This is a genomic window from Brucella pseudintermedia (genome assembly GCF_008932435.1).
Taxonomy (GTDB): domain Bacteria; phylum Pseudomonadota; class Alphaproteobacteria; order Rhizobiales; family Rhizobiaceae; genus Brucella; species Brucella pseudintermedia.
Genome location: NZ_WBWE01000004.1, coordinates 263,089 through 289,668, shown reverse-complemented (window position 1 = coordinate 289,668; position 26,580 = coordinate 263,089). Strand labels below are relative to the sequence as shown.

Genomic DNA, 26,580 nt, shown 5'->3' with positions numbered 1-26,580 from the left:
ATGGAGATGAAACTGAACCGGAAGGATGATATCGTCCTCAAGCTTGAGGATGTTTCCAAAGTCTATTCGGGCATTGTCGCGGTCAAGCGCGCCAATCTTGAATTGCGCCGGGGCTCGGTCAATGTGCTTGTCGGGGAAAATGGCGCCGGCAAGTCAACGTTGATGAAAATCATCGCTGGCGTCGAACGCCCGACCATGGGGAAGATCATTCTTGATGGCGAGGAAGTGTCATTCGATAGCCCCGCCGACGCGCAGAAGCGTGGCATTGCGATGATCTTTCAGGAACTGAACCTGTTTTCAAACATGACGGTGGCAGAGAACATCTTCGCCACACGCGAGATTACACGCGGTTTGCGGGGCATCGACCACAAGGCGCAGATAGCCAGGGCCAACGAATATCTCGACCGGCTTGATGCTGGCATCAGTGCAACTACGCTTGTCGCCGATCTGCCCATCGGACAGCAACAGCTTGTCGAAATCGCCAAGGCCATTTCGCTTGATGCACGCATCGTCATTATGGACGAGCCGACTTCGGCACTTTCCGCAGCCGAAGTGGACATTCTCTTCAAGGTGATCGCCGAACTGAAAAGCCAAGGGGTGGCCATCGTCTATATTTCGCATCGGCTCGAAGAACTGATGCGGATTGGTGATTACATCACGGTTCTGCGCGACGGAAAAATCACCGGGCAGGAAGAGATCAGGAATATAGATACGCAATGGATCGTGCGCTCCATGATCGGCTCCGATGCCAAGGATTTTTCCAAGCCGGTCACCCACAAGATCGGCGCGGAGCGGTTTCGTGCTGAAAACATCACCCTGCCCCGCCCGACAGGCGGGCTTGCAGTCGACAATGTATCGCTGACCGTTCGTGCAGGTGAAGTTCTGGGAATCTATGGCCTTATGGGGGCCGGACGTTCGGAGTTTTTCGAATGCGTGATGGGCCAGCACGGGCATTCCACAGGCCAAATCTATATTGACGGCGAGGAAGTGAAGGAGCGTGATACGACACGCCGCATCCGGCGCGGCCTTGCACTGATACCGGAAGATCGCCAGCGCGAAGGCCTGGTCCAGATTCTGTCGATTGCCAGTAATCTGACGCTGGCGAGCCTCGACCGCCTAGCCCGGATATTCCACATCGCGCCGAAGCGTGAAAAGCAGGCCATTCAACAGGCAATCAAAGATCTGTCGATCAAGGCGCCGAATCCGGAATTTGAAGTCACTTCAATGTCGGGCGGCAACCAGCAAAAGGTCGTCATCGGCAAGGCGCTGATGACCAACCCAAAAGTTCTCCTGATGGACGAGCCATCGCGCGGCATTGATGTGGGTGCGAAGGCCGACGTCTTCCGCACCATGCGCAGGCTGGCCGCCGAAGGTCTTTCCATTCTCTTTTCAACCTCCGATCTGGAAGAAGTCATGGCGCTCTCCGATCGCATCGCGGTGCTCAGCAATGGGAAGCTGATTGCCATATTCGACCGCGATACCGCGACGGAAGCAGACATTGTCGCAGCTTCGGCCAAGGGCCACGGGCATACGCATGACAACGACCACAGCAAACAAACAAGGGAACGCGCGTCATGACAGCCAACACGACGACGGCCGCCACTGACTCAACCTTTAACAGCGGCTCGGCCCTGCTGACGCTGATGAAACTGAGAACTTTCATCGCGCTTTTCGCGGTGTTCATTTTCTTCTCGTTCGCAGCACCGAACTTTCTCTCGACCGCCAACCTGATCCTAATGTCAAAGCACGTTGCCCTTAACGCATTTCTCGCGATGGGCATGACCTTCGTCATCATCACCGGCGGCATCGATCTTTCTGTCGGCTCCATTGTCGGGCTTTGCGGCATGGTTGCCGGTGGCCTTCTGATCTACGGCATTGATCTTGGCATCGGCTATACGATCTATTTCAACATCATCGAAATATCGCTCATCACCCTGGCGGTCGGTATCGCTGTCGGCTTCATAAACGGTCTGCTGATAACCAAACTGAATGTTGCCCCCTTTATCGCGACACTCGGCACGCTTTATGTGGCACGCGGTCTGGCGCTTCTGTCATCAGACGGCCAGACCTTCCCGAACCTCGTCGGTCGCGAAGACTTGGGCACAACCGGCTTCGCATTCTTTGGATCAGGCAGCATTCTTGGTCTTCCGGTATCGATCTGGCTTCTGATCGTCGTGGCCCTGGCCGCAGCGTATATCGCGCGCTATACGCCGCTTGGCCGTCAGATTTTCGCAGTCGGCGGCAATGAACGCGCTGCCCGCATGTCCGGCATCCGCGTCGACCGCGTAAAGATGTTCGTCTATATGTTTTCAGGCTTCTGCGCTGCAATCGCGGGGCTTATTATCTCGTCCGAACTCATGTCCTCGCATCCGGCAACGGGTAACTCCTTCGAGCTCAACGCGATTGCCGCGGCGGTTCTTGGCGGCACCTCGATGTCAGGCGGGCGCGGCACCATCGGCGGGACCATCATCGGTGCATTCGTCATCGGTATTCTCTCCGATGGTCTCGTCATGATGGGCGTATCGTCTTTCTGGCAGATGGTCATCAAAGGCCTTGTCATCATCATTGCCGTGGTGGTCGATCAGGCACAGCGCCGCCTCCAGCAGCGCGTAACACTCATGCAAATGGCAAAAGCGGGTTAAAATGGCAGAATTGAATGGCGCTCTGATCGGCTGCGGTTTCTTCGCAATCAACCAGATGCATGCATGGAATGACGTTGCGGGTGCCAAAATCACGGCTATCTGCGACCGCGATCCGGAGCGGTTGAAGATTGTCGGCGACCAGTTTGGCATTGAGCGCCGCTACACAGATGCTGAGGCGCTGTTTGCAGATGGCGGCATCGATTTTGTCGATATTGCCACCACCGTTGCAAGCCATCGCGCCCTGGTGGAACTTGCAGCCGCCCACAAGGTGCCAGCAATCTGCCAGAAGCCTTTTGCCAAGACGCTCGATGATGCAAAGGCCATGGTGAAAGTCTGCGATGAGGCAGGCATTCCGCTCATGGTGCATGAAAACTTCCGCTGGCAGACACCTATTCAGGCCGTGCGCAAGGCGCTCGACAGCGGCGTCATCGGCACACCGTTCTGGGGACGTTTTTCTTTCCGCTCCGGCTTTGACGTCTTTTCCGGTCAGCCTTATCTTGCAGAAGGCGACCGCTTCATCATCGAAGATCTCGGCATCCACACGCTCGATATTGCGCGCTTCATTCTGGATGACGTGACGAGCCTTGTCGCACGCACCAAGCGCGTCAACCCGAAGATCAAGGGCGAAGATGTGGCAACCATTCTCATGGACCATGAAAATGGAGCTACGTCCATTGTCGATGTCAGCTATGCCACAAAGCTCGAAAACGACCCTTTCCCGGAAACGCTGATCGAACTCGATGGCACTGAAGGCACGATCCGTCTTCATCAGGGCTATCGTCTTGAGGTGATTACCCCGGCTGGCACGGCGGTTTCAGACGTTTCGCCGAGACTACTCTCATGGGCCTCGCGCCCGTGGCACAATATTCAGGAAAGCGTTTTTGCAATTCAACAGCATTGGGTGGATAAGCTCGCATCCAATGGAGAAACCTCGACATCGGGTGCCGACAATCTCAAGACCTTTGCGCTTGTTGAGGCTGCTTATGACAGTGCAGCAACTGGCAATCGCATCGACATCAAGGCATTGTTGAAATGAGCAAAGTCGATCCATTCCTGCTCTATGGCACACGCGAAGCAGAAGCCAAGGCAAGGCATCTGAAAGCAGGCCTTCTTGCCGTCGATCTCAGCGATGGCAATCTTCGTACCATCACTTATGACGGTATCGAGATTCTGCGCGCCATCTCCTATCTCGTGCGGGATCGAGACTGGGGAACCTATAACCCGGAAATCCATGATCTGAATGTTGAGCAAAACAACAGCAGTTTCACCGTCACCTATCAGGCACGTTGCGAAGGCCCCGAGGGAACGCAACTCACCATTGATGTCCGCATTCAGGCCGAGAGTGACGGCGCACTCACTTTCGACGCTGTAGCCAATACCGCGACCGGTTTTGAAACCAACCGTTGCGGCTTCTGCATTCTGCATCCGATCATCGGCGTGGCCGGTTCGCCGGTGACTGTCGAGCATGTCGATGGCGCGCTCAACAAAACCCGCCTGCCGGATCTGATTGAGCCGTGGCAACCCTTCCAGAATATGCGTGCGATCACCCATCAGGCGATGCCCGGCGTCATGGTCGAATGCCGCATGGAAGGCGATACGTTCGAGATGGAAGACCAGCGCAACTGGTCAGATGCATCCTTTAAGACCTATGTGCGTCCGCTGGCTCTGGCATGGCCCTACCGGATCGAAGCTTTGAAGCCCCAGCATCAGCGCATTGTGCTCAACATTGCTGACACGCGCCCAGCAACATCCAAAGTGGCCCAACATGCTGAACCGGTGAAGATCACTTTCGGTGACGCAAGTGGCGTCATGCCCAATATAGGCGTTATCATCACGCCTGAGGAAGCGAAACAGAGTCTCGCCGCAATCGAACTCCTGCAAGAAATAGGGCCGCAAGACCTGCTGTTTCATTACGATCCGTTGGCGGGACATGAAGGTTCAATCTTTGCAGATTTCGCGGCATTGGCCGCGAACCACAAAGGACGCGTCGCGCTTGAAATCGCCCTGCCCTGCAAAACACACCTTATCGACGAGACGACTGCAATCGCGTCCGATATGAAAGCAGCGGGTTTCACCCCAGATGCAATCGTCGTTTCGCCTGCAATAGACCGGCAATCAACACCGCCCGGCAGCGAATGGCCACCCTGCCCGCCACTCGATGAGGTTTATGCCGCAGCGAGAGCGGCCTTTCCGAACGTGCGTCTCGGTGGCGGAATGCTGAGCTACTTCACCGAACTCAATCGCAAACGCATCCCCGGCCCGCTCGTTGATTTCGTGACGCATTGTACCAATCCGATTGTTCACGCCGCCGACGATCTCAGCGTCATGCAGACACTGGAGGCGCTGCCGTTCATTACCCGTTCCGTACGCGCGATCTATGGCAACAATCCCTATCGCATCGGGCCATCCACCATTCCCATGCGCCAGAATCCCTATGGGAGTCGCACAATGGAAAACCCGCATAGCAGACGCATAGCCATGGCCAACCGCGACCCACGTCACAATGGAAAATTCGGCGAAAGCTTCGCGATGGCCTATGCCATATCGGTGCTGAATGCTGGCCTCGACAGCCTGACGCTGTCAGCTCTCACCGGCCCCTTCGGGCTTATTGCCGGCGACAACGAACCAACGCCCGCGGGTGGGAAACGTCCGCTCTTCAACACGATAAAAACGCTATCCGCGCTGGCAGGCAAGAAATGGCAGCAGCTTATTTCATCGGGACCTGACTGCGTTTTGGCTTTTGCAACAGAGCAAGAATGCTGGCTGGTGAATATCACCTCGCATCACCAAGCCGTCAGCATCGGTCAGTCCAACAAGATCACTCTTGAGCCCTACGCAGTCGAGAGTTTGAAACGTTTCTAGTATTAATCAGATAGTTGCGTCATTCTGATCAGGCTCTGCCAGCCTTCGATAAAAGTGGTTTATGCCCGCCAGCAAGAACTGGCGGGCATAAATGGAAAAGCTTTTCGATCGATCAGAGCAGATTTGCGCGATAAGCAGAATCAAATCATTCCCACTCAATCGTGCCGGGCGGCTTCGAGGTCACGTCATAGACGACGCGATTGATGCCGCGCACTTCATTGATGATGCGGGTTGCTGCATTGCCAAGGAAGTTCATGTCGTAGTGATAGAAGTCAGCGGTCATGCCGTCCACCGACGTCACGGCACGCAGAGCGCAGACGAATTCGTAGGTACGGCCATCACCCATCACGCCAACGGTCTGGACCGGCAGCAGAACTGCGAAAGCCTGCCAGATGGCATCGTAAAGACCTGCCTTGCGGATTTCGTCCAAATAGATCGCATCCGCTTCACGGAGAATTTCCAGCTTTTCCCGCGTGATGCCCCCGGGGCAGCGAATCGCAAGGCCCGGTCCAGGGAACGGATGGCGACCGATAAAGCTGTCCGGCAGGCCAAGTTCTTTGCCGAGCAGGCGAACTTCATCCTTGAACAGTTCGCGCAGCGGCTCGACCAGCTGCATCTTCATACGTTCCGGCAAGCCACCGACATTGTGGTGCGACTTGATCGTGACCGAAGGTCCGCCGGTGAAGGAAACGCTTTCGATCACATCCGGATAAAGCGTGCCCTGCACGAGGAAGTCCGCGCCGCCCAGCTTCTTGGCTTCTTCCTCAAACACTTCGATGAAGAGACGTCCAATCGTCTTGCGCTTCTTTTCCGGATCGGTTTCGCCTTCCAGTGCGCCGATGAAGCGGTCGGAAGCATCTACAAGGATCAATGGCAGATTGTAATGTTCGCGGAACATTTCAACGACCTGCTTCGCCTCGTTCTTGCGCATCAGACCGTGATCGACGAGGATACAGGTGAGCTGATCGCCAATGGCTTCGTGCGCCAGAAGTGCTGCAACAGACGAATCCACACCACCAGAAAGCGCGCAGATAACCTTTCCGCTGCCAACCTGTTTGCGGATCGCCTCCACGGCCTGCTCGCGATAAGCGCCCATCGTCCAGCCTGGCTTCACGCCGACAATACGATGAACGAAATTCTGCAACAGCTTCGCGCCATCCGGCGTATGTACGACTTCCGGATGGAACTGCACGCCGTAATATTTGCGCTTTTCATCAGCAATGGCTGCAAAAGGAGCGTTCGGTGATGTACCGATAATGGTGAAGCCATCAGGAAGCGACGTTACTCGGTCACCGTGGCTCATCCAGACCTGATGGCGCGTACCCTTGGCCCAGATGCCATCGAAAAGCGGACTGTCTTCCTGCACATCCAGGAAGGCGCGGCCAAATTCGCGGTCATGGCCGCCTTCCACCTTGCCGCCCAGTTGGGCACACATGGTCTGCTCGCCATAGCAAATGCCGAGGACCGGAATGCCCTCTTCAAAGACAGACTGCGGCGCCCGCGGCGACCCGATATCGGTCGTCGAATGCGGACTGCCGGAAAGGATAACACCCTTCGGCTTCAGCCGTCTGAAGGCCTCTTCAGCAGACTGAAAAGGAACGATTTCACAATAGACATTGGCTTCGCGCACACGACGCGCAATCAGCTGCGTGACCTGGCTGCCAAAGTCGATGATAAGGATTGTGTCGGGATGTGCCGTGATACTCATGTGCAGCATCTATTTAAAAAGTGGTCGGGATGCAATGCCTATATGGGGTATAGACGATATGCTCAACAAGTGCGTTGCCAAAAAAGGGGTTGTACTGACACACCATTGTCAGGAGGAGATGAGGCCATCGGCGATTGCTGCCTCCAATCGCTCGACAGCGTGAGCCAGTTTTTCATCGATAATATGCAGATACTGCGTCCAATCGCCGACATGCTGCAACTCGCTTGCTCCATCCGAGATGCCTCGCAGCCCGAAAAGCGGTACGCCTGCCAGTTGGCAGGTCCGCAGGCAGGCATAGGTCTCCATATCCACCATATCTGCATCAATCGTCGCATAAACAGCGCCGGAGACAATGTTTGCGCCGGTGGAAAGCGATGCTGCAGGGACTTCAGGCACGGAAATCGGAAGTTCCACTACCTTGGGAAGATCGAGAAAAGGTGTTGCGCCCTTTTCGAACCCGAGCGGCGAAGCATCCATATCTCGATAACATACGGAGGACACCTGAAAAACTTGTGCTCGAGCCAATCTGGCTGACCCGGCAGAACCAAGCGAGACTACCAGATCGGGTTTTTCGCCTGCATGGATCAGGCTGCCAAGAGCATATGCGAGATTGGCTGCCGCTTCGACCGGCCCAACCCCAATCATGACCGGCGTGAAGAGTTTTGCCAGATGACGCCCGTATTCGGCATCCGCTGCCATAACATAGAGCAAGCGCTTTCCGGCAACGGTCTTTATCATCCCTGCAAGCCCTTTCTATCCTGCACGACCATCATCGTTCCAGTCATCGTCGCAATCAGGCGCACTTCCGTATCGGTAACGGCAAATGCCTGGCCATCACTGACCATGATAGTCCGACCAGGCTTGGTCACCTCGCCACGGAACAGAAAGCGCTCGCCCTTGCCGGGGGCAAGCAGGTTCACTTTGAATTCGATGGTTAGCACTGCCGCATCGGATGGCATCAGCGTAAGTGCTGCGTAACCGCAAGCGGAATCGAGCGCAGCGGAAATCACGCCCGCGTGGAGAATGCCGTGCTGTTGCGTCAGTTCTTCACGGAACGGCATTTCGATTTCGACGATACCGGGCTCACACCGCGACAGTTCAGCGCCGATCAGCTTCATCGCAGCCTGCCGCCCGAAGCTTTCCTCCACGCGCTCCTTGAAATCCGGTTCTGCTACACGGTGTGCTGACATCGGTTCGGCTCCCCGTTCCATCCATTTGCTTTACGCGTTATCCGGCGCAAAACCGCTTCGCACTTTTGCTGGCAACGCTCTATTCCGCCCTTTGCAGAACGCTCACATAAAATCCGTCAGTGTCAGTGGAGAATGGCGAAAATACCGCGCCGTGCGAGGGGAATACCGGCTTCGTGTTACCGGCATTCGCGACAACAGCATCCCACAAGGACTGCGGCGCAACTTCCGTAAAATCAGCGTTATCGGCGAGAAACCGCGCCACTTGCCGGGTATTTTCTTCAGCAAAGAGCGAGCAGGTGACATAAGCAAGCCGCCCTCCCTGCTTCACATAATGCCTGGCCGATTCCAGCACTTCCTTCTGATCCTGAACGCGCCGCTCAAGCTGCTGCTCGTTCAACCGCCATTTTGCATCTGGCCGGCGACGCCATGTACCGGAACCAGTGCAAGGCGCGTCGGTAAGCACAAGATCCATCTGCCCCGTGAGCGGGCCGAGCGCGTCGAGATTTCCATGCACCTGTGTATTGCGGACCCCTGCACGCTGCAGTCGTTCATGCATGGGCGAAAGCCGCGCACGTTCGGCATCATAGGCATGAATTTGACCGCTGTTTTGCATTGCAGCCGCCAGAGCCAATGTCTTGCCGCCGGCTCCCGCACAATAATCCAGCACCTGCTGACCAGGCTTCGCACCGGCAAAGAGCGCGGCAAGCTGTGACCCGAGATCCTGAACCTCAAACCAGCCGTCGACAAAAGCCTGCTCGCCCTGCACATTTGGATGGCGACCAAGCGCTTCGATCGGCGGTATGCGCAGGGCTTGCAATAGGAATGGCGCCGGCGCAGCGCCGGCTTTTGTCAGGGCCGCAAGCGTTTGCTCGGGCTTGGCCTTCAAACTGTTGACGCGCAGATCAACAGGTGGCCGCGTTGCCAGCGCTCTACCCTCGTCGACCCAGCGCGCACCAAAAAGCTCCTCAAACGACGAGACACACCATTCCGGTATGTCCGCTTGAACGTGAGCGGGTGCCTCGGCAATATCGCGGTTTTCCCAGGCCATACGGCGCGACCGTTCCAACGTTTCGGGCGCGAACTTGTCACCGTCGAGGACTGTATCGATCGCCGCAATATCCATGCCGCCATCGGCCAGCAAAGCGCCGAATGCCAGAGCGCGGGCGTCGTCGGCATCCATTCGCCACGCAATGGACTGTTTGCGGCGCAGTGCGTCATAGACGATATTGCCGATCACAGCGCGATCGCCTGCGCCTGCGAAACGATGGGAAGCACCCCAATCCTTCAGCACGTCAGAAGCCGGGCGCGTGCCCGCTTCGATCTGATCCAATACCTCGATAGCCGCCTGCAGGCGTCCGCCAAGCCGCATTGTGTCTCCTTCTCGAATGCCTGCTCGGGAATAGCCTTCCTTGCAGGGAAAAGGCAATCGGCAAATCAAAACAAAAAGCCGGAGCAGCGAGCTCCGGCTTTCACCAACTTGCAATGCCAGCTTATTCAGCCGCTGTTGCTTCTTCGCCCAAGGCAATCGTGTTGGCTTCATAGCCATGAGCATCCTTGAGCGCCTTGCGCACGCCAGCTTCATACTCAGGATGGACAAGCTTGAAATGACCGAGCTGGCGCTCGATGATGAAACCAGGCACGCCATTCATTGCTGCGGCAATGTTTGCGAAGAGGCGCTGTCTTTGTCCTTCATCGAACAGATTGAAGAGCGCGCGCGGCTGCGAATAATCATCATTGCCGACGCGGTGGTTATAGCGATCCGCATCACCGGAAATCTTCAAAGGCGGCTCCTTGGCGGACGGCTGTTCCACAGGTCCGTTGAAGGAGTTCGGCTCATAATAGGCATCCGGATTGCCGGTCTTGATCCCGCCATAGACATTCATCTGGCCATCGCGATGATAGTGATGAACCGGGCATTTCGGCTGGTTGACCGGAATGCTTTCGTAATGCGTGCCAAGCCGGTGACGGTGTGCGTCCGCATAGGAAAAAATACGCGCCTGCAGCATCTTGTCCGGAGAAAACCCGATACCGGGAACGATATTGGAAGGCGAGAACGCCGCATTCTCGATCTCGGCGAAATAGTTTTCCGGATTGCGGTTCAGTTCCATGATGCCGATATCGATCGGCGGATAATCTGCATGCGGCCAGACCTTGGTGAGATCGAACGGGTTGTAGGGCGTCTTGTCAGCATCGAGTTCCGGCATAATCTGCACCTGAACCCTCCACTTCGGATAGTCGCCCTTGTCGATGGAGGTGAAAAGATCTTCCTGCGTGGATTCACGCGTACGGCCAATTACAGTCTCGGCTTCCGCATTGGTCCAGTGCCTGTGGCCCTGCATGGTCTTGAAATGGAACTTGACCCAATAGCGCTCACCGGCATCGTTCCAGAACGAATAGGTATGAGAGCCGTATCCGTTGATGTGCCGGACGTCCGTAGGCAGACCGCGATCCGACATCAGGATCGTTACCTGATGCAGGCTTTCCGGTGAGAGCGACCAGAAGTCCCACATGGCTGTCGCTGAACGCAGGTTGGTCTTGGGATGGCGCTTCTGGGTATGAATGAAATCCGGGAACTTGACCGGATCACGCACGAAGAACACAGGCGTATTATTGCCGACCAGATCCCAGTTGCCTTCATCGGTGTAGAATTTCAGAGCAAAACCGCGCGCATCGCGTTCAGCGTCGGCAGCCCCAAGTTCACCGGCAACGGTGGAAAAACGGGCCAGCATCGGTGTCTGAGCGCCCGGCTGCAGAGCCTTGGCCTTGGTATATTTCGAGATATCACCGGTGATGGTCAGCGTACCATAAGCCCCCCACCCCTTGGCGTGAACTGCTCGTTCTGGAATGCGTTCACGGTTTTGATGGCTCAGTTTTTCAATGAGCTGATAATCCTGCATCAACAGCGGGCCACGCTCGCCCGCACTAAGGGAATTCTGATTGTCCGGTATCGGAGCGCCTGCACTCGTCGTCATTATCGGGCGATCTGCCATGGGAATTCCCTCCTGAAAAGTCAATATTGGAATACGATCAGCCTTGCCACAAGCATGACATGGCTTATCCGTGTCATGCCGTGGCTGGGCAATTGGTGTAGATTAGACTCATTCCAGTCATAATCTCCAATTGCTTTTTCGATAATTTTCGATAAGTTTTTCCTATCATGTTTACTGTACGTCAGATGCGCTATTTCGAAGCGCTTGCCACCACATTGCATTTTCGCAAGGCCGCGCAACTCGCCCACGTGTCGCAACCGGCACTTTCAGCCCAGATCACGGAGATGGAAGCCCTTGCAGGGGCGCCGCTATTTGAACGCTCGCAGCGGCAGGTCATAATGACGGAACTCGGCAAGCAACTTTATCCGGGCATCCAGACTGTCTTGCGTGAGCTCCAGTCACTTGAGGAGATAGCCGCGCAAAGCCGGGGACTCCTGCAAACACGGTTGCGGCTGGGTATTATACCCACTGTTGCCCCCTATCTGGTCCCGGTTCTCATTCCGCTTTTGCGCGAAAGGCATCCGTCATTCCGCCTTCAATTGCGAGAAAGCGTAACCGCCAAACTGCTCGACGAACTGCATGCCGGTGAGATCGATGCGATTGTCGCGGCCCTTCCCATAGATGACGAGCGCCTCGCCCAGAAAAAACTTTTCGATGATCGCTTTCTGATCGCGACCTCCACCAATGATCAAACGGTCCTTGCGTCGCCGATGACACAGGACAATGTCGCTCTCGAACGTTTGCTCCTGTTGGAGGAAGGACACTGTATGCGGGATCAGGCGCTTGCCGTTTGCGCCCTGCCCTCGCAACGCCAGTTGGTAAAGTATGGCGCCACCAGCATGACCACCCTTTTACAAATGGTAAGCCATGGCTTGGGCCTTACACTCATCCCAGAAATCGCGGTGCGCGCCGAAACACGCAGCAATCACATGCGTATCATCCCGTTTGACGGCGAACAGCCTAAACGCGAGATTGCGCTGTTCTGGCGGCGGCAGAGCATGCGTCGAAAGGATTTTAACGCGCTTGCCGACTGCATCACCGAAAGCGCGCAAGAATTGAAAGTGAACGCGAACGACCTCAACACCCTCGGATCATAAGACCGCGGCGATTTTAGATGAGGTAGTCCGATTTGGCTCGATGAGGTGGACATTACAGCCGTCTCCCGGTCGAAGCCGCGTCCGGCAAAAACTGAAAACAAAAGGGGGCGGCGCAATTGCGCTGCCCCCCTTTTCATCTCACCGATGCGATATGATATTACATACCGCCAGGATAGTTGGGGCTCTCGCGGGTAATTGCAACCCCGTGCGAATGGCTTTCCCGCAAGCCCGCATTGGAAATGCGCACAAAGGTTGCTTTTTCGCGGAACTCTTCCAGCGTCTTCGCACCCACATAACCCATAGAAGCGCGCAAGCCCCCTGCGAGCTGGTGAAGAACCGCGGATATAGGCCCTTTATAGGCGACCTGTCCCTCGATACCTTCAGGTACGAGCTTCAATTCATCGCGCACTTCAGCCTGGAAATAACGATCGGCCGAACCGCGCGCCATGGCTCCGACAGAGCCCATGCCGCGATAGGCTTTGAACGAGCGGCCCTGATGCAGATAGACTTCGCCGGGGCTTTCCTCGGTACCGGCCAGCAGTGAGCCAGCCATCGCAGCGACCGCACCAGCGGCGAGCGCCTTGGCGAAATCGCCGGAGAACTTGATACCGCCATCAGCGATCACAGGGATATTTTGCTTCTGTGCTGCCTCGACGGCAGACATAATAGCCGAAAGCTGCGGAACGCCGACACCGGCAACAATACGCGTCGTGCAGATCGAACCCGGTCCGATACCAACCTTGACTGCATCCGCCCCGGCATCGATCAGCGCCTGCGTACCGGCGGTCGTCGCCACGTTGCCCGCAAGAATTGCGACATTCGGATAAGCTTTCTTGATGCGGGCCACCGCGTCGAGAACGCGCTGCGAATGACCATGCGCCGTATCCACGACCAGAAGATCCACGCCCGCTTCAATGAGGCGCTCGGCACGCTCGTAACCGTCGTCGCCGACGCTCGTTGCAGCAGCAGCGCGCAGACGACCTTGCGCATCCTTGGCAGCGTTGGGATTGAGTTGTGACTTTTCGATATCCTTGACCGTAACCAGACCGACACAACGACCCTGATCGTCAACGACGAGAAGCTTTTCAATGCGATGAGCGTGCAACAGGCGCTTTGCTTCGTCCTGATTGACATTCTCGCGGACCGTTATCAGGTTTTCCCGGGTCATCAGTTCGTGGATTTTCTGCTTCGGATCGGAAGCAAAACGCACATCACGGTTGGTCAGGATGCCGACAAGGCGCCCCGGCCCTTTGGTTGCATTCTCAACAACCGGAATACCCGAAATGCCATGCGCCTTCATCAATGCCTGCGCATCGGCCAGAGTGGCATCCGGCCCGATAGTAACGGGGTTCACAACCATGCCGGACTCGAATTTCTTGACTTGACGGACCTCCTCGGCCTGACGCTCCGGCGTCAGATTGCGGTGGATAACCCCGATGCCGCCAGCCTGTGCCATCGCGATGGCCAAACGAGACTCCGTTACAGTGTCCATAGCCGCCGAAAGAAGAGGAAGATTAAGCTCGATATCCTTGGCGATGCGCGTGCGCAGATCGACCTGCCCCGGCATTACTTCGGAATGGCCTGGCTGGAGCAGCACATCGTCGAATGTGAGAGCGAGAGCGCCAGTGGGCGATTCCACGATTTTAGCCATTGCCAATTCCTTTGCCGGTTTTATCGAATGAGAAAAGCCGCCTCTCCGGAATAGGTCCGGGAGCAGCGACACATCTGGTTTGCTAGGTTGAATTGGCACCGGCTGGTAACACGGTTATGACCAAATGGAAAGCCTTTTGCGGACAAGTTTCAGTTACCGACAAGGATTTGGGTGATAAATCTTGGCTCGTCGCAATCTGGGAGAAGCAGGATCGCAGGCCGAACGATGTAGGAGAGGCTCGGCCTGCAAAGAATATGCACTCACAACAGGGTGATAATGGAGGAGAAAACTGTTCATGGATCGAAGAACATTTGCCATGTCGCTTGCAGGACTTGGAGCAATGCCCTTTGTCGTCAAGGGTGCGTCGGCCGCAAGCAAGGGAGGAGAAAGCGTGCTGGAACTTATGGATGGAAGTATCACGGATGTGCCTGGCGTCAAGCTGGGTCATCACACGCTGACAAAGCGCCCGACCGGGTGCACGGTCCTGCTTTGCGAGGAAGGCGCTTCTGCTGGGGTCGATGTGCGTGGCTCTGCGCCCGGCACACGTGAAACCGATCTGCTTGATCCGATCAATTACGTGCAGCGGGTTCAGGCTATCCTGCTATCGGGCGGCAGCGCCTATGGTCTGGCGGCTGCCACCGGAGTGATGCGTTATCTTGAAGAGAACAATCTCGGCTTCAAGATCGGCAAGGGCGTGGTTCCGATTGTACCGGCCGCAATCCTCATGGATCTGGGCGTTGGTGATTTTTCTGTCCGTCCCGATGAGGAAGCCGGTTATCTGGCCTGCAAGGCAGCCAAGGCTGAACCTTCGGGCGAAGGCAATATTGGCGCGGGTGCGGGTGCAACTGTGGGCAAGATGTTCGGCATGGACTACGCCATGAAGGGCGGACTCGGCACAGCCAGCTATAAGGTGCCCGGAACCGAAATCGTGGTTGGCGCCATCGTGGCTGTCAATGCGGTCGGTGATGTTTATGCGCCTAATTCACGCCAGATACTGGCAGGTGCGCGCGCAGAGGACGGCAAGGGATTCCGCGATACCATGTCCGCCATCATGCAGGGCCATGGTGTGGTCAAGTCGGGTGGCGCCAACACAACGATCGGTGCAATAGCGACCAACGTTCCGTTCGACAAAGCCCAGCTTAAAAAGATCGCAGGCATGGCGCATGACGGCTTTGCGCGCGCGATCAACCCCATCCACACTATGTGGGACGGCGACACGATCTTCGCGCTTTCCACAGGCAAGGCGAAGGGTGTGGAGGCGGATGTAACGGCAATAGGAGCAATAGGAGCGGCCGTGATGGCCGAAGCCGTGGCCCGAGCAGTTATCAATGCAGACAGCCTTAAGGATTTGAATCTGCCCGCATACAAGGACTACGCAACGCAATAAGGCGGCTATCGGCGATGAAGCCGGCATGAGAATTTTGGCAACGCCTGTCGGCGCGCAGAAGTCGGGCTGGCGGGCAATAGAACCGTGTTCTTTACGGATGCGAATCCTTCTATAGTCTGCGCATGCCCATTCGACACTTAAGCGAAACCATCATTAACCAGATCGCGGCGGGTGAAGTCATTGAACGCCCCGCCAGCGTCATCAAGGAACTTGTCGAAAATGCCATCGACGCCGGTGCGACCCGCATCGAGGTCGTAACAGGCGGCGGCGGCAAGACCTTGCTGCGTGTAACGGACAATGGGTCAGGCATTCCCGTGGATGAACTGCCTTTGGCAGTTTCCCGCCACTGCACCTCCAAGCTGTCCGACGATGTACATGATATCCGTGCACTGGGATTTCGCGGTGAGGCTTTGCCATCCATCGGCTCGGTCGCCAAGCTCGTTCTCAAGTCCCGTCCGCAGGACGCCGATTCCGGTTTCGAAGTTTCCGTTTCCGGCGGACATTTGGAAGGGCCTCGTCCTTCAGCACTCAATCGTGGAACGATCGCTGAGGTGCGCGATCTTTTTTATGCGACGCCCGCCCGCCTCAAGTTCATGAAGACGGACCGCGCGGAAGCGTCCGCCATAACCGATGTCATCAAACGCATCGCAATTGCCTTTCCGCATATCCGCTTTTCGCTCGCAGGCACCGACAGGACACCGCTGGACCTGGCCGCAACCGGCAGTGGCGCGGAAGCAACGCTTGAGCGCATCAATCAGGTACTGGGAAAAGAGTTCGGTGAAAACGCGCTCGCCATCGATGCCGAGCGCGACGGTGTGCGGCTAGCGGGATTTGTCGGCATTCCCTCGCACAATCGCGGCAATGCCCTGCATCAATTCGCCTATGTCAACGGTCGCCCGGTGCGTGACAAGCAGCTTTTCGGTGCATTGCGCGGGGCCTATGCAGACGTGATGGCGCGGGACCGCTATCCGGTTGCGGTATTGTTTCTGACGCTGGACCCCGCACTTGTCGATGTCAACGTACATCCTGCCAAGGCAGACGTCCGGTTTCGCGATCCCGGGCTGGTGCGCGGACTGATCGTCGGAGCGATCAAACAGGCACTGGCGCAATCGGGCATACGGCCCGCGACCAGCGGTGCGGATGCCATGCTGCAAGCTTTCCGGGCGGAAGGTTTCCAGCCATCTTCGTCATCCTTCGCCTCACGTTCTTCATCTACGGCTTATGCCTCCGCGACTTGGCGCTCTGCGCCTCCGCCCCCCCGGAGCGAGTGGTCCCCTCAAACAGCCCATCCCGCCCATAGGCCACTCGATTTCGCAACCTCTCCGTCTTTTCAGGAGAGCGATCAGACGACGCTCGCTGCTATCGATGTGCTCGCAGCGGATGCTCGCGCAACGCTTGATGAAGCGCCAGTGGAACTCCAGCAGAAACCGCTTGGTGCAGCTCGCGCACAAATCCACGCCAACTATATCGTGTCCCAAACGGAAGACAGTCTCGTCATCGTTGACCAGCACGCAGCACACGAACGTCTTGTTTATGAAGCCTTGAAAAACGCGCTGCATTCCCGCCCGATCCCGGGGCAAATGCTGCTCATTCCCGAGATTGTGGACTTGGCGGAAGAAGATGCCGAACGGCTGGCCACGCACGCAGAAACCCTTGCACGCTTCGGTCTTGGCATTGAACAATTCGGCCCGGGCGCTATCGCGGTGCGTGAGACGCCTGCCATGCTCGGAGAAATGAACGTGCAGCAATTGATCCGCGATCTGTCGGATGAGATTGCGGAACACGATACTTCCGACGGACTGAAAGCGATGTTGAACCATGTAGCTGCAACGATGGCCTGTCATGGCTCCGTTCGGTCCGGACGACGACTGAAGCCTGAAGAAATGAACGCGCTTCTGCGTGAAATGGAAGCTACCCCTGGCTCCAGCACCTGCAACCATGGGCGCCCTACCTATATCGAACTGAAACTGACGGATATCGAGCGGCTTTTTGGTCGGCGTTGACAAAATTGCGACCCAGCGGGACGCGGTACGGCTGGACGCAATGAACGACACTTGCTAGAGTCAGCTGTAAAGGTTTTAGACACATGAATAAATTTGAATCGCCCCGCTCGTCCGAAGCAGTTCTGCGCTATCTCGACGGTGATTATGAGATCGTCAGACATGGTGCCTATGTGGCATGCGCAGTGACCGGCGCGCATATCCCGCTTGATGAACTGAAATATTGGAGCGTGGCCCGGCAGGAACCTTATGCAACAGGGCTGATTTCCTTCGAACGTGAGCTGGAAGTCAATCCTGAGCTGCGTAGCCGCAAGAAAGCCTGAAGCTAGAGCGGTTCCTGTTTGGACAGAATGGCCTGAACCGCTCTATCCCTTTATTTTTACGCATTATCCTGCCGCTTCGCACTTTTGCTGGAAATGCTCTAACTCGTTACGCGATTTTTGAATCGCGCGGTAACCGTGTCCAGAATACGGTAAAGTGCATCCTTTCGATCAAATTTAAGATCTACGTCGAGGACAGCGAGTTTCGCGAGAAATTCCGTGGGGACTCCAACCATCGTTGCCAGCCGCACCTGATCCTTCGCCGTGGTGATAAGCCCCAATCCTTGGCGACGGGCCGCATCTGTCAGGCTGCGAATATCATCCGCTTCGAAACTGTGATGATCGGGGAACGAGCGCGTTTCCACAATTTCACCACCAGCTTCAACAACGCTTGCATAGAATTTTTCAGGATTGCCGATGCCAGCAAATGCAAGCCAGCGGTTGCCTGCGACCGGCACTGTAGACGAAGGCTCAAGGTGAGCTTCATATATCGGTCGGCCCGCTCGCGCGGCCTGACGGATCACGAAGTCGGCGCCATCGCCCTTGCCGATACGCAGCAATGCATCGGTTTTACGCATCTGATCGGTGAGCGGAGCCCGCAACGGGCCTGCCGGTATGACCTTTCCATTGCCAATGCCACGTGCCGCATCTACCACCAGCAGTGAAAAATCGGCAAAAAGCCGTGCACTCTGAAAACCGTCATCCATGATGATGAAATCGCAGCCGAGTGTTTGCAGATGTCGCGCTCCCTTCAGCCGATCAGGACAAAGAGCTACCGAGGCATGGCGTGCCAATAGAAGCGGCTCGTCTCCAGCGTAGCGCGCACGGTCATGTGCGGCATCGACCACGTGCAATCCCTTGTAAGCGCCGCCATATCCGCGTGACACGATACCGGGGCGTAATCCCCGCGCTTTTGCGCCATTGGCGAAGGCGATGGCGGTCGGGGTCTTTCCAGCGCCACCTACCGTGAAATTGCCAATGCAAAGCACGGGAACAGAAATTCGCGGTGGTTCCGCTTTCAAAAGCCGGCGGCCTGCCACCATTCCGTAAAGCCAAGCCGCAGGTGCCAGAGACAACGCCCGCCAATCAGGCTTTTCCCACCAGAAAGGCGGCGCCTCACTCGCCATCGTCAGTGTCCGCCCGACTGATAAGCAGCCTCATTGCGATTGCCGGGCAATTGTGCCTGCAGGATCAGCGGCTGGATAAATGGCTCAAGCGCTACAAGAGTCCGGTCCAGCGCACCGCGCATATCCTTCACCGTATTCACGCCGGCATTGATCATCGCACGAAGATGCTGAGGATTGTTGAACAGGAAGTTGATCGCGCCGGCCAGCATATTGCGATCCTTCACAATGCGCGCACCGCCATTCTTGATGAGACGCTGAAAGGATTCACGGAAGTTCTGGACATTCCGTCCCGTCAGTACGGCTGTCCCCATCATCGCCGGTTCCAGCGGATTATGTCCGCCTTCCTTGGTCAGAGAGTTACCAATGAATGCAATCTCTGTGAGCTGAAGATAAAGCCCCATCTCCCCAATCGTGTCGCCCAGGAGGATATCCGTGTCGGCTTCGATTGGCTCACCGGCGCTCCGGCGTGCAACCTTGAGGCCCTTTTCAGCAAGCATAGCCTCAATGGCAGGAGCGCGATCCGGATGGCGCGGCACGATGATCGTGACAAGATGCGGATAACGGACTTTCAGCATCTGGTGAACTTCGGCTGCAATCGCTTCTTCACCGTCATGGGTCGAGATTGCAGACCATGTCCGCCGTCCGGCGATCTGGCGTTGCAAGGAGGCCAGCGCCTGCGGATCGGCTGGCGGTGGATTCGTATCCACCTTCAAATTCCCCGAAACGCTTACAGGTCGCGCTCCGAGCGCCCGGAAGCGGTCTGCATCGAGTTCTGATTGTGCGACCACATAGGCGAAATTCTCAAAGAGCGCCTCGGCCAAAGCCGGTCTTTTCTGCCAGGCAGCAAAGGAGCGATCAGACATGCGCCCGTTGACCAGAACCTGCGGCGTGTGGCGGCTGCCGAGCGATAGAACTGTTGCGGGCCAGATTTCGGACTCGCAGCCTATCGCAAGATCAGGTTTCCAATGATTGAGAAACTTGTTGACCGCAGGCTGCAAATCCAGTGGTGCATATTGGTGGATAACCTTGTTACCCAATTGTTCCGCAACAACTCTCGCCGATGTCACGGTGCCCGTTGTTAACACGATATGGATACCCGTCGCAGCGATGCGCTCAATTAATGGCGTGATGGCAACGGTCTCGCCGACGCTTGCTGCATGAGCCCAAATGACAGGCCCCTGTGGGCGCGTGATAACGGATTTGCCGTAACGCTCACCGCGACGCGTGCGTTCTTCCTTGCCACGAGAAGCGCGGTAGGCAATGTAAGGCCCCATGAAAGGATAGGCCGCAGAGCCGAGCACGCGGTAGGCAGACAACATATTGCGCGCCCAGCGTTCACTCATTTCGCTTTCTCCAACGCTGCATAGGCCCTGGCGGTCGCGTCGTTGAGTTGGCGCGTCAGCTCCATGCGTTTTTCTTCCAATTGCGTGTCATCAGCGTCCGCGTCGACCCATACATTGTCGCCGCGCACGATAATCGAACGCCCGAAGGGCAGAGGAATCGCCGTCTTGTCCCACGACTTTTCTAAAACATGGTTCCGGGAGAAAGCATAAGCAACCGGTATTATCGGACGGCCGGACAATTTCGCCAATAAAATGATACCTTCCCCGGCTTCCCGTGCCTTGCCATGGGCAATGTCCGCTATCATTGATGCCGATTGGCCTTTTTTGAGCGCATTCTTCAAGGTCAGAAGTGCACGGGCACCACCCTTTTCTGGCTTCGAGCGCGAACCGCGCCCGCCTGACCCACGCACCGTCACCAATCCCAGCTTCTCCGCAACGCGAGCATTCAGCTCAGCATCGGCACTTCGCGAAAACATGGCAACAAGCTCCAGTCCCTTGGGACAGATGAACGGCCCCATAAGATGTTGTCCATGCCAGAACGTCACGATGAAAGGATCGTCCTCGCCGACGATCGCTTGCGGATCTGCAGATTCCTTCAGCCGCGGATTGGTGAGATAGACGAACTTGAAGTAGGCTGTGATCAGCCATACAAGCACAGACTTGACGACCGCCGACTGCGCCAGCGGTCCGCGAATGCGTCGCCACAAGCGCTTCGCGATTCCTTGCTTCCTGCGCTCGGGCGGCTGGCCTGAGCTATCTTTGCTCTGCATCCGGTATCGGCCGCTGCTCAATCCGCCTTCAATGTCACGCCTTCCGGGTCGAGCAACCGATGCAGGTGCACGATGAAATAGCGCATGTGTGCATTGTCCACCGTTTGCTGAGCCTTGGACTTCCATGCAGTCTTGGCGGACTCATAATCCGGGTAGATGCCAACGATATCGAGGTTCTCAAGATCACGAAATTCAACGGTGCCAAGCTTTTTCAGCTCTCCGCCGAATACCAGATGAAGAAGCTGCTTTTTGTCGCCTTCGACGCTCATGACAATTATCCCTGAACAAATTTGGATCGCGGCATGATTAACCCAAGGGTCACTCCGCGACAACACTCAACATTTCTTGCAGAAGATCCCCGCTACCGGCAACCAGAGCGCCATGGCTCAACGTTTGGCCACCATACGTAATCGGCAAGGCATTGCTTGTCAGGATTGCCCCGCCCGACTCACCAAGGATCAGATCAGCTGCTGCCAGATCCCAATCATGCGAATTTGGCCGAATGAAGGTACCTGCGATTTCTCCGCGCGCTACCATTGCAATCCGATAGGCTAGAGAGGGAACATAGGGATGGACCTTTACCCGATCCCGCCAGCTCTCCGGTAACGCCGTCACCATATTTCGAGCCGACGCGACAGTGACCTGTTCGCCGGGCGAAGGCAGTCGGACGCGAATGGCCGCACCGTTCTGCGAAGCGCCGACGCCTTTGCCAGCCTCAATGAGTTCCTTTCGGACGGGACATTCCAGCACACCCGCCAAAGGGCGGCCGTTTTCAATGATGGCGATGCTCACACACCACTGATCTTGTCCGGCGATATAGGCGCGGGTACCGTCGATAGGGTCAACCACAAACGCACGGCTACGTTTAATGGTTGCCCGTTCATCGATAGTCTCTTCCGATATCCAGCCATAATCTGGCCGTGCATTCAGAAGGACCTCCTTCAAATAGCGGTCGACGGCAAGATCCGCTTCGCTTACCGGCGATACGCCATCTTTCAGCCAGACTTCCGGAGACCTGCCGAAGTAGCGCATCGCGATGCGTCCTGCTTCTTGCGCCGCATCGCGTAAGAGCGCCAGTTCCCCGAAAATCTCTTTGTGCTTGTCAATTTCCGGCAAGGGTCATGCCTTCGATTACGAGTGTCGGCGCCGTCATTCCGAAGTTCCGGTCAATATCGGAGGCGGGCGTCATGTTGAGAAACATGTCCTTGAGGTTCGAAGCAATCGTCACTTCGCTGACAGGATAGGCAAGTTCTCCATTTTCTATCCAGAAGCCCGACGCGCCACGGCTATACTGGCCGGTAATCATATCCACGCCCTGCCCGAACACTTCCGTCACATAAAAGCCTGTACCAATTGCGCGAATTAGCTCTTCCGGCGATTGTGAGCCTGGCTCAATGGCGAAATTGGTGGATGCAGGCGAAACGCCTGAACCGGAGCGAACGCCGCGCCCATTGCCTTGCAGTCCGAGCTCGCGGGCGCTTGATCCGGAAAGCAGCCAATGATTGAGAACGCCGTCGCCCACCATCGTCAAAGGCTGCCCCTCAATCCCTTCGCCGTCAAACGGACGCGAAGAAGAGCCGCGAACAACCAAGGGGTTGTCGGTAACATTTAGACCGCGCTTGAGAACCTGTTTGCCGAGACTTTCGCGAAGAAAGCTGGTCTTTCGCGCAACCGACGCACCGTTGATGGCGCTTGCGAGATGCCCGGCGATACCGCGAGCAAGTCGGGGATCATAGACGACCGTGACGGGGCCCGTTTTTGCCTGGCGGGCCCCCAGTCTGCGCACAGCGCGTTCACCAGCGCGACGACCTATTTCGTCGGGCGTATCCAGATCGGAAAAATGCAGGCGCGAACTGAAATCGTAATCGCGCTCCATCTTCGTGCCCTCGCCGGCAATGGCTGAGACCGACCGCCCAAAACGTGTAGCCGCATAGTGCCCGGAAAAACCTGTCGAAGTGACGAGCACCAGTCCACCCAGACTGCGCGAAGCGCCAGCGCCGCCTGAATTCGTCACCCCCTTAACGGCGAGCGCCGCCTCTTCCGTCGCAAGCGCATCCTTTGTCAATCGATCGGAATCGATTTCCGTGGAATCATAGAGATCGAGATCGCGAGGCGTTGCCACAAGCAGCGATGGATCGGCGAGCTGTTCATAAGGGTCTTCCGGTGCAACACGAGCCATGGCAACGGCCCGTTCTGCAAGTCGATCCGGATCAGCGCTTGCGTTCGCTGAAACACTAGCGATGCGGCGGCCGACAAAAACACGGAGGGAGAAATCATCACTCTCCGACGATTCGGTTCCCTCAACCTTGCCCAGTCTTACAGACACGCTAACAGAACGCGCCCGCATCACGACTGCGTCAGCGTGATCGGCTCCTGCCCTTTTGGCGGCGGCCACGAGCGCGGCGGCGCGATCGACAAGTTTTTCCGCCGAATTATCTGAAATCATTATATAATCCGAGTTTCCCAAGCGCATTTCGGTTTCGCCAGACACCATAAGCTGCGGTGTGATCGAAACCGGGACTTGTCAAAAAATATCGTCAAATCGTTCGACATCGGGCTGATTACAGCCATATCTTGTTTCTATATTGCCGAAATCAAAGGGCTTCAAGGCAAGCTCTCCCACATTTCTCCAAATTCCAAGAGCTTGGCATGGTTGCGACTGGCGGAAACCTCTACCTACAGTGCCTGATGATTCTGGGCGGCGCGATTATCGCAGCACCGCTGTTCAAGCGGTTAGGGCTTGGCACGGTCCTCGGCTATCTTGCTGCCGGCATCACCATTGGCCCGGTGGCCAGCCTTATTGCCGATGGAGAGGATTTTCTGCATTTCTCCGAACTCGGTGTCGTGTTCCTGCTGTTTATTATCGGTCTCGAGCTGAAACCGTCGAGACTCTGGGCTCTCCGCCACTCGATTTTTGGCCTTGGAAGTGCCCAGGTGTTGCTTTGCGGCGCTGCGCTTACCACTCTTGGCATCTACCTTGCTGGCCTCAGCACGGAAGCGGGGATCATCATCGGTTTCGGTCTCGCGCTCTCCTCCACGGCGTTTGCCATGCAGGTGCTGGAGGACCGTGCTGAAACCAACCAGAAACATGGGCAGCGCGCCTTTGCGATCCTGCTGTTTCAGGACCTGGCTATCGTACCAATTCTTGCGATCATTCCAGCATTATCACCGAATGAACCCTCCCAGGCCAGTGCAGGTTTTCATCTCGCAACTGCTATCGCAGCCATTGCAGCACTGGTGATCGCGGGACGCTATCTCATCAATCCCATGTTCCGGATCATCGCGAATACTGGCGCTCGCGAAGTGATGATTGCCGCGGCCCTCTTTGTTGTCCTTGGGTCGGCCAGCCTCCTACAGGCGGCGGGCCTTTCGATGGCCATGGGCGCATTCATCGCGGGCGTCTTGCTGGCGGAATCATCCTACCGGCACGAACTTGAAGCCGACATCGAACCATTTCGCGGAATTTTCCTTGGTTTGTTCTTTGTCGCAGTCGGCCTGTCACTGAACTTGTCCGTGATCCTGCAATACTGGAAAATTATCGTTCTTGCCGTCCCCGTCTTCATGGCAGCCAAGATTGTCATAATCTACCTGTTATGCCGTGTCTTCCGGTCCAACCACAACGACGCCGTGCGGATCGCTTTTCTCCTGCCGCAGGGCGGCGAGTTTGCATTCGTCCTTTTCTCCGCCGCCACTGCTGGAGGCATAATCTCCAGCGCTCTCGGTTCAGAGCTTGTGGCCGCTGTCACCGTTTCCATGGCTCTCACACCGCTTTCTGTTGCGCTGGGATCCAAGCTGCTAATCAAGGACAAGACAGTTGATGTCATTGAGGAGAATTTTGACGGTGCCGGTTCCGACGTGCTGATGATCGGTTTTTCGCGTTACGGTCAGATCGCCGCGCAAATCCTGCTTGCCGGCGGTATCGATGTAACGGTGATCGACAGTTCTCCCAATCGCGTCCGTGCAGCCGGGAAATTCGGTTTTCGGATTTATTTCGGTGATGGCACCCGCAAAGACGTGCTTGAAGCATCCGGAATCCGAAAGGCGAAAATCGTCGCCGTCTGTACTCACAAACGAGAAACGACCAACCATATCGTCAATCTCATCCAGTCGGAATATCCAGACGTAAGGCTGTTCGTCCGTTCATATGATCGCGAACATACGTTGCAATTGAGGGCCCAGGGCGTGGAATACGAACTGCGTGAAACGTTTGAGTCCGGTCTGCTTTTCGGCCAGCGCACGCTCGAAGGGCTCGGCATGGCCGAATCCCAGGCCTATGGAATTCGTGAAGACGTGCGTCAGCGCGACGAGGATCGGCTCCACGTGCAGGCTTCGGAAGGCATCATGGCCGGTCGGCATTTGCTGTTCAACAAGCCTGTAACGCCTGAGCCGCTGGTAAAACCGACCCGAGAAGGCCAGCGCATCGACAAGGCGGTGAAAGATACACCTCCCTCGTCACCGCAGGCCGTTCCAGCGGAATAATGCTCCGCTACGGTGCCGATAGACTCAGTTCGCCAGAGTTGAGGCCAGAGCATTTGCAGCGAGGGTGTGAAACAGTTTTGCGCAGGATAAAGCGTAAAAAGCAAAAAGATAGAGCGGTTCCGATGATTCCGTTAAGATAGGAACCGCTCTACCGGTGCCGCTTTTCCTTCAACCGCCAGTTCTATGGCACGCTTCAGTTCGTCGCGAACGCCTGCACTTTGCGACAGGATCTGTTCAAACTTGAGGAAATCAAGAAGGCCGATCCGTTCGACGTTGGGACGGATGAAAATGTGCGGCGGGCGGATACGGAACTTATTCTCGATGATGGAGCACATCGTCAGTTGGTTGGCTCCGATCACTGCCTCGAATGTAGTAGGCATATAATCGTCCGGGCCGACGGGCGTGCCTACAACGTCGATACCGATAACAATATCGGCCTTGTCGAATAACAAATCAAAAGGCACCGGATTGAATAAACCACCATCGACCAGAATTCGACCTCCCCTGCGCACGGGCGCGAAAACCGGCGGTATTGCACACGATGCCGCGATCGCCGAACGCAGATCGCCATCGCGAATATGAATCTCCTGCGCGGCGTGGAAGTCGGCCGCTGTGATACTCATGGGAATTTCAAGTTCTTCCACATTGGTGGGCAGGCTTGCAGGCAGAAAAACGTCCAGCACCTTTTCGATATTGAACTGGCTGACACGCAAGCCGCGCCTGAGCAATTCGACCCAACGGGCCGGACGGGTTTGCCACATGCGTTTTGCGACTTCGGAACGGCGATTGAAAATCGCCGCCATATACTCGTGCATCTCGCGGCCTGTCATACCGCTCGCCATTCCAGTCCCGATGATCGAACCTATCGATGAGCCCGCAATGGCGACCGGCTTGATGCCCAGCTCATCAAGCATCTCGACAATATGGAGATGGGCAATACCGCGCGCGCCGCCACCGCCGAAAGCGACGGCAATTCGGGGCGATGACGGCACTGCCTTTTCCAATCTGCCACCT

The 26,580-nt window shown here is 56.4% G+C and carries 22 protein-coding genes; 9 read left to right on the top strand and 13 right to left on the bottom strand.

Going from position 1 to position 26,580, the window contains the following annotated elements:
* The 4 genes from F9K78_RS07540 to apnL are packed head-to-tail and all read left to right on the top strand — an operon-like array spanning position 1 to position 5,504.
* Positions 1-1,578, top strand: a complete 1,578-nt coding sequence (locus F9K78_RS07540) for a sugar ABC transporter ATP-binding protein (RefSeq protein ID WP_121986313.1) — start codon at positions 1-3, stop codon at positions 1,576-1,578.
* Complete coding sequence (locus F9K78_RS07535; protein ID WP_121980972.1) at positions 1,575-2,642, top strand: ABC transporter permease; 1,068 nt, start codon at positions 1,575-1,577, stop codon at positions 2,640-2,642. Before F9K78_RS07540 ends, F9K78_RS07535 begins: the two co-directional genes overlap by 4 nt.
* 1 nt (position 2,643) lies before the next feature.
* Positions 2,644-3,678, top strand: a complete 1,035-nt coding sequence (locus F9K78_RS07530) for a Gfo/Idh/MocA family protein (RefSeq protein WP_121986312.1) — start codon at positions 2,644-2,646, stop codon at positions 3,676-3,678.
* Positions 3,675-5,504: a D-apionate lactonase gene (gene apnL, locus F9K78_RS07525; protein WP_121986311.1), complete on the top strand. Its 1,830-nt coding sequence runs from the start codon at positions 3,675-3,677 to the stop codon at positions 5,502-5,504. Before F9K78_RS07530 ends, apnL begins: the two co-directional genes overlap by 4 nt.
* A gap of 145 nt (positions 5,505-5,649) precedes the next feature.
* Here the strand turns inward: apnL and guaA are convergent, their stop codons facing one another.
* The 5 genes from guaA to katA form a co-directional block, all read right to left on the bottom strand.
* Positions 5,650-7,212, bottom strand: coding sequence for a glutamine-hydrolyzing GMP synthase (gene guaA, locus F9K78_RS07520; protein WP_121986363.1), 1,563 nt, complete (start codon positions 7,210-7,212; stop codon positions 5,650-5,652).
* 108 nt (positions 7,213-7,320) lie between these two features.
* Positions 7,321-7,950 (bottom strand): 5'-methylthioadenosine/S-adenosylhomocysteine nucleosidase, encoded by a 630-nt coding sequence (locus F9K78_RS07515; protein WP_121986310.1) that lies wholly within the window; start codon positions 7,948-7,950, stop codon positions 7,321-7,323.
* Complete coding sequence (locus F9K78_RS07510; RefSeq protein ID WP_121986362.1) at positions 7,947-8,402, bottom strand: PaaI family thioesterase; 456 nt, start codon at positions 8,400-8,402, stop codon at positions 7,947-7,949. Before F9K78_RS07510 ends, F9K78_RS07515 begins: the two co-directional genes overlap by 4 nt.
* Positions 8,403-8,481: 79 nt before the next feature.
* Positions 8,482-9,771, bottom strand: a complete 1,290-nt coding sequence (locus F9K78_RS07505; RefSeq protein WP_121986309.1) for an RsmB/NOP family class I SAM-dependent RNA methyltransferase — start codon at positions 9,769-9,771, stop codon at positions 8,482-8,484.
* A gap of 121 nt (positions 9,772-9,892) precedes the next feature.
* Entirely contained in the window at positions 9,893-11,392 is a 1,500-nt protein-coding gene (gene katA, locus F9K78_RS07500; protein WP_151682114.1) for a catalase KatA, read from the bottom strand.
* 167 nt (positions 11,393-11,559) lie between these two features.
* Here katA and F9K78_RS07495 point away from each other — a divergent pair, with 167 nt between their 5' ends.
* Complete coding sequence (locus F9K78_RS07495; protein WP_121986307.1) at positions 11,560-12,489, top strand: hydrogen peroxide-inducible genes activator; 930 nt, start codon at positions 11,560-11,562, stop codon at positions 12,487-12,489.
* A gap of 157 nt (positions 12,490-12,646) precedes the next feature.
* On the opposite strand, the gene guaB is transcribed toward F9K78_RS07495, so the two are convergent.
* Positions 12,647-14,140 carry an IMP dehydrogenase gene (guaB, locus tag F9K78_RS07490; protein WP_121986306.1) on the bottom strand — a complete coding sequence of 498 codons (1,494 nt, stop codon included), beginning with the start codon at positions 14,138-14,140 and terminating at the stop codon, positions 12,647-12,649.
* 295 nt (positions 14,141-14,435) lie between these two features.
* Here guaB and F9K78_RS07485 point away from each other — a divergent pair, with 295 nt between their 5' ends.
* The 3 genes from F9K78_RS07485 to F9K78_RS07475 all read left to right on the top strand — a co-directional run bounded on the left by F9K78_RS07485 (position 14,436) and on the right by F9K78_RS07475 (position 17,850).
* Positions 14,436-15,527: a P1 family peptidase gene (locus F9K78_RS07485; protein WP_121986305.1), complete on the top strand. Its 1,092-nt coding sequence runs from the start codon at positions 14,436-14,438 to the stop codon at positions 15,525-15,527.
* Between the two features lie 122 nt (positions 15,528-15,649).
* Positions 15,650-17,530: a DNA mismatch repair endonuclease MutL gene (mutL, locus tag F9K78_RS07480; protein ID WP_121986304.1), complete on the top strand. Its 1,881-nt coding sequence runs from the start codon at positions 15,650-15,652 to the stop codon at positions 17,528-17,530.
* 83 nt (positions 17,531-17,613) lie between these two features.
* Positions 17,614-17,850 (top strand): DUF2093 domain-containing protein, encoded by a 237-nt coding sequence (locus tag F9K78_RS07475; RefSeq protein ID WP_104755504.1) that lies wholly within the window; start codon positions 17,614-17,616, stop codon positions 17,848-17,850.
* A 98-nt stretch (positions 17,851-17,948) separates the two neighbouring features.
* Here F9K78_RS07475 and lpxK read toward each other — a convergent pair whose 3' ends face one another.
* From lpxK to F9K78_RS07445, 6 genes are read right to left on the bottom strand one after another with little or no spacing between them, the layout of a single operon-like run.
* Positions 17,949-18,974 carry a tetraacyldisaccharide 4'-kinase gene (gene lpxK / locus F9K78_RS07470; protein ID WP_121986303.1) on the bottom strand — a complete coding sequence of 342 codons (1,026 nt, stop codon included), beginning with the start codon at positions 18,972-18,974 and terminating at the stop codon, positions 17,949-17,951.
* Positions 18,975-18,976: 2 nt separating this feature from the next.
* Positions 18,977-20,317 (bottom strand): lipid IV(A) 3-deoxy-D-manno-octulosonic acid transferase, encoded by a 1,341-nt coding sequence (gene waaA, locus F9K78_RS07465; protein ID WP_121980984.1) that lies wholly within the window; start codon positions 20,315-20,317, stop codon positions 18,977-18,979.
* Positions 20,314-21,087, bottom strand: coding sequence for a lysophospholipid acyltransferase family protein (locus F9K78_RS07460; RefSeq protein WP_121986302.1), 774 nt, complete (start codon positions 21,085-21,087; stop codon positions 20,314-20,316). The genes waaA and F9K78_RS07460 overlap by 4 nt, the downstream gene beginning before the upstream one ends.
* A gap of 17 nt (positions 21,088-21,104) precedes the next feature.
* The gene (locus tag F9K78_RS07455) at positions 21,105-21,356 is read right to left on the bottom strand and encodes a DUF4170 domain-containing protein (protein WP_006472753.1); all 252 of its coding nucleotides are present in this window, start codon (positions 21,354-21,356) and stop codon (positions 21,105-21,107) included.
* Between the two features lie 49 nt (positions 21,357-21,405).
* Positions 21,406-22,203 carry a 3'(2'),5'-bisphosphate nucleotidase CysQ gene (locus F9K78_RS07450; RefSeq protein WP_121986301.1) on the bottom strand — a complete coding sequence of 266 codons (798 nt, stop codon included), beginning with the start codon at positions 22,201-22,203 and terminating at the stop codon, positions 21,406-21,408.
* Entirely contained in the window at positions 22,190-23,533 is a 1,344-nt protein-coding gene (locus F9K78_RS07445; protein ID WP_121986361.1) for a TldD/PmbA family protein, read from the bottom strand. The genes F9K78_RS07450 and F9K78_RS07445 overlap by 14 nt, the downstream gene beginning before the upstream one ends.
* Before the next feature lie 203 nt (positions 23,534-23,736).
* On the opposite strand from F9K78_RS07445, the gene F9K78_RS07440 reads away from it, so the two are divergent.
* Positions 23,737-25,566, top strand: a complete 1,830-nt coding sequence (locus tag F9K78_RS07440; protein ID WP_121980987.1) for a monovalent cation:proton antiporter-2 (CPA2) family protein — start codon at positions 23,737-23,739, stop codon at positions 25,564-25,566.
* A gap of 131 nt (positions 25,567-25,697) precedes the next feature.
* On the opposite strand, the gene F9K78_RS07435 is transcribed toward F9K78_RS07440, so the two are convergent.
* Complete coding sequence (locus F9K78_RS07435) at positions 25,698-26,570, bottom strand: patatin-like phospholipase family protein (RefSeq protein ID WP_121986300.1); 873 nt, start codon at positions 26,568-26,570, stop codon at positions 25,698-25,700.
* Positions 26,571-26,580: the final 10 nt, after the last annotated feature.

Bases quoted from the DNA above. Each gene is read 5' to 3' on its own strand.
- F9K78_RS07540 (WP_121986313.1), top strand. From the start codon at position 1: ATGGAGATGAAACTGAACCGGAAGGATGATATCGTCCTCAAGCTTGAG.
- F9K78_RS07535 (WP_121980972.1), top strand. From the start codon at position 1,575: ATGACAGCCAACACGACGACGGCCGCCACTGACTCAACCTTTAACAGC.
- F9K78_RS07530 (WP_121986312.1), top strand. From the start codon at position 2,644: ATGGCAGAATTGAATGGCGCTCTGATCGGCTGCGGTTTCTTCGCAATC.
- apnL (WP_121986311.1), top strand. From the start codon at position 3,675: ATGAGCAAAGTCGATCCATTCCTGCTCTATGGCACACGCGAAGCAGAA.
- guaA (WP_121986363.1), bottom strand. From the start codon at position 7,212: ATGAGTATCACGGCACATCCCGACACAATCCTTATCATCGACTTTGGC.
- F9K78_RS07515 (WP_121986310.1), bottom strand. From the start codon at position 7,950: ATGATAAAGACCGTTGCCGGAAAGCGCTTGCTCTATGTTATGGCAGCG.
- F9K78_RS07510 (WP_121986362.1), bottom strand. From the start codon at position 8,402: ATGTCAGCACACCGTGTAGCAGAACCGGATTTCAAGGAGCGCGTGGAG.
- F9K78_RS07505 (WP_121986309.1), bottom strand. From the start codon at position 9,771: ATGCGGCTTGGCGGACGCCTGCAGGCGGCTATCGAGGTATTGGATCAG.
- katA (WP_151682114.1), bottom strand. From the start codon at position 11,392: ATGGCAGATCGCCCGATAATGACGACGAGTGCAGGCGCTCCGATACCG.
- F9K78_RS07495 (WP_121986307.1), top strand. From the start codon at position 11,560: ATGTTTACTGTACGTCAGATGCGCTATTTCGAAGCGCTTGCCACCACA.
- guaB (WP_121986306.1), bottom strand. From the start codon at position 14,140: ATGGCTAAAATCGTGGAATCGCCCACTGGCGCTCTCGCTCTCACATTC.
- F9K78_RS07485 (WP_121986305.1), top strand. From the start codon at position 14,436: ATGGATCGAAGAACATTTGCCATGTCGCTTGCAGGACTTGGAGCAATG.
- mutL (WP_121986304.1), top strand. From the start codon at position 15,650: ATGCCCATTCGACACTTAAGCGAAACCATCATTAACCAGATCGCGGCG.
- F9K78_RS07475 (WP_104755504.1), top strand. From the start codon at position 17,614: ATGAATAAATTTGAATCGCCCCGCTCGTCCGAAGCAGTTCTGCGCTAT.
- lpxK (WP_121986303.1), bottom strand. From the start codon at position 18,974: ATGGCGAGTGAGGCGCCGCCTTTCTGGTGGGAAAAGCCTGATTGGCGG.
- waaA (WP_121980984.1), bottom strand. From the start codon at position 20,317: ATGAGTGAACGCTGGGCGCGCAATATGTTGTCTGCCTACCGCGTGCTC.
- F9K78_RS07460 (WP_121986302.1), bottom strand. From the start codon at position 21,087: ATGCAGAGCAAAGATAGCTCAGGCCAGCCGCCCGAGCGCAGGAAGCAA.
- F9K78_RS07455 (WP_006472753.1), bottom strand. From the start codon at position 21,356: ATGAGCGTCGAAGGCGACAAAAAGCAGCTTCTTCATCTGGTATTCGGC.
- F9K78_RS07445 (WP_121986361.1), bottom strand. From the start codon at position 23,533: ATGATTTCAGATAATTCGGCGGAAAAACTTGTCGATCGCGCCGCCGCG.
- F9K78_RS07440 (WP_121980987.1), top strand. From the start codon at position 23,737: ATGGTTGCGACTGGCGGAAACCTCTACCTACAGTGCCTGATGATTCTG.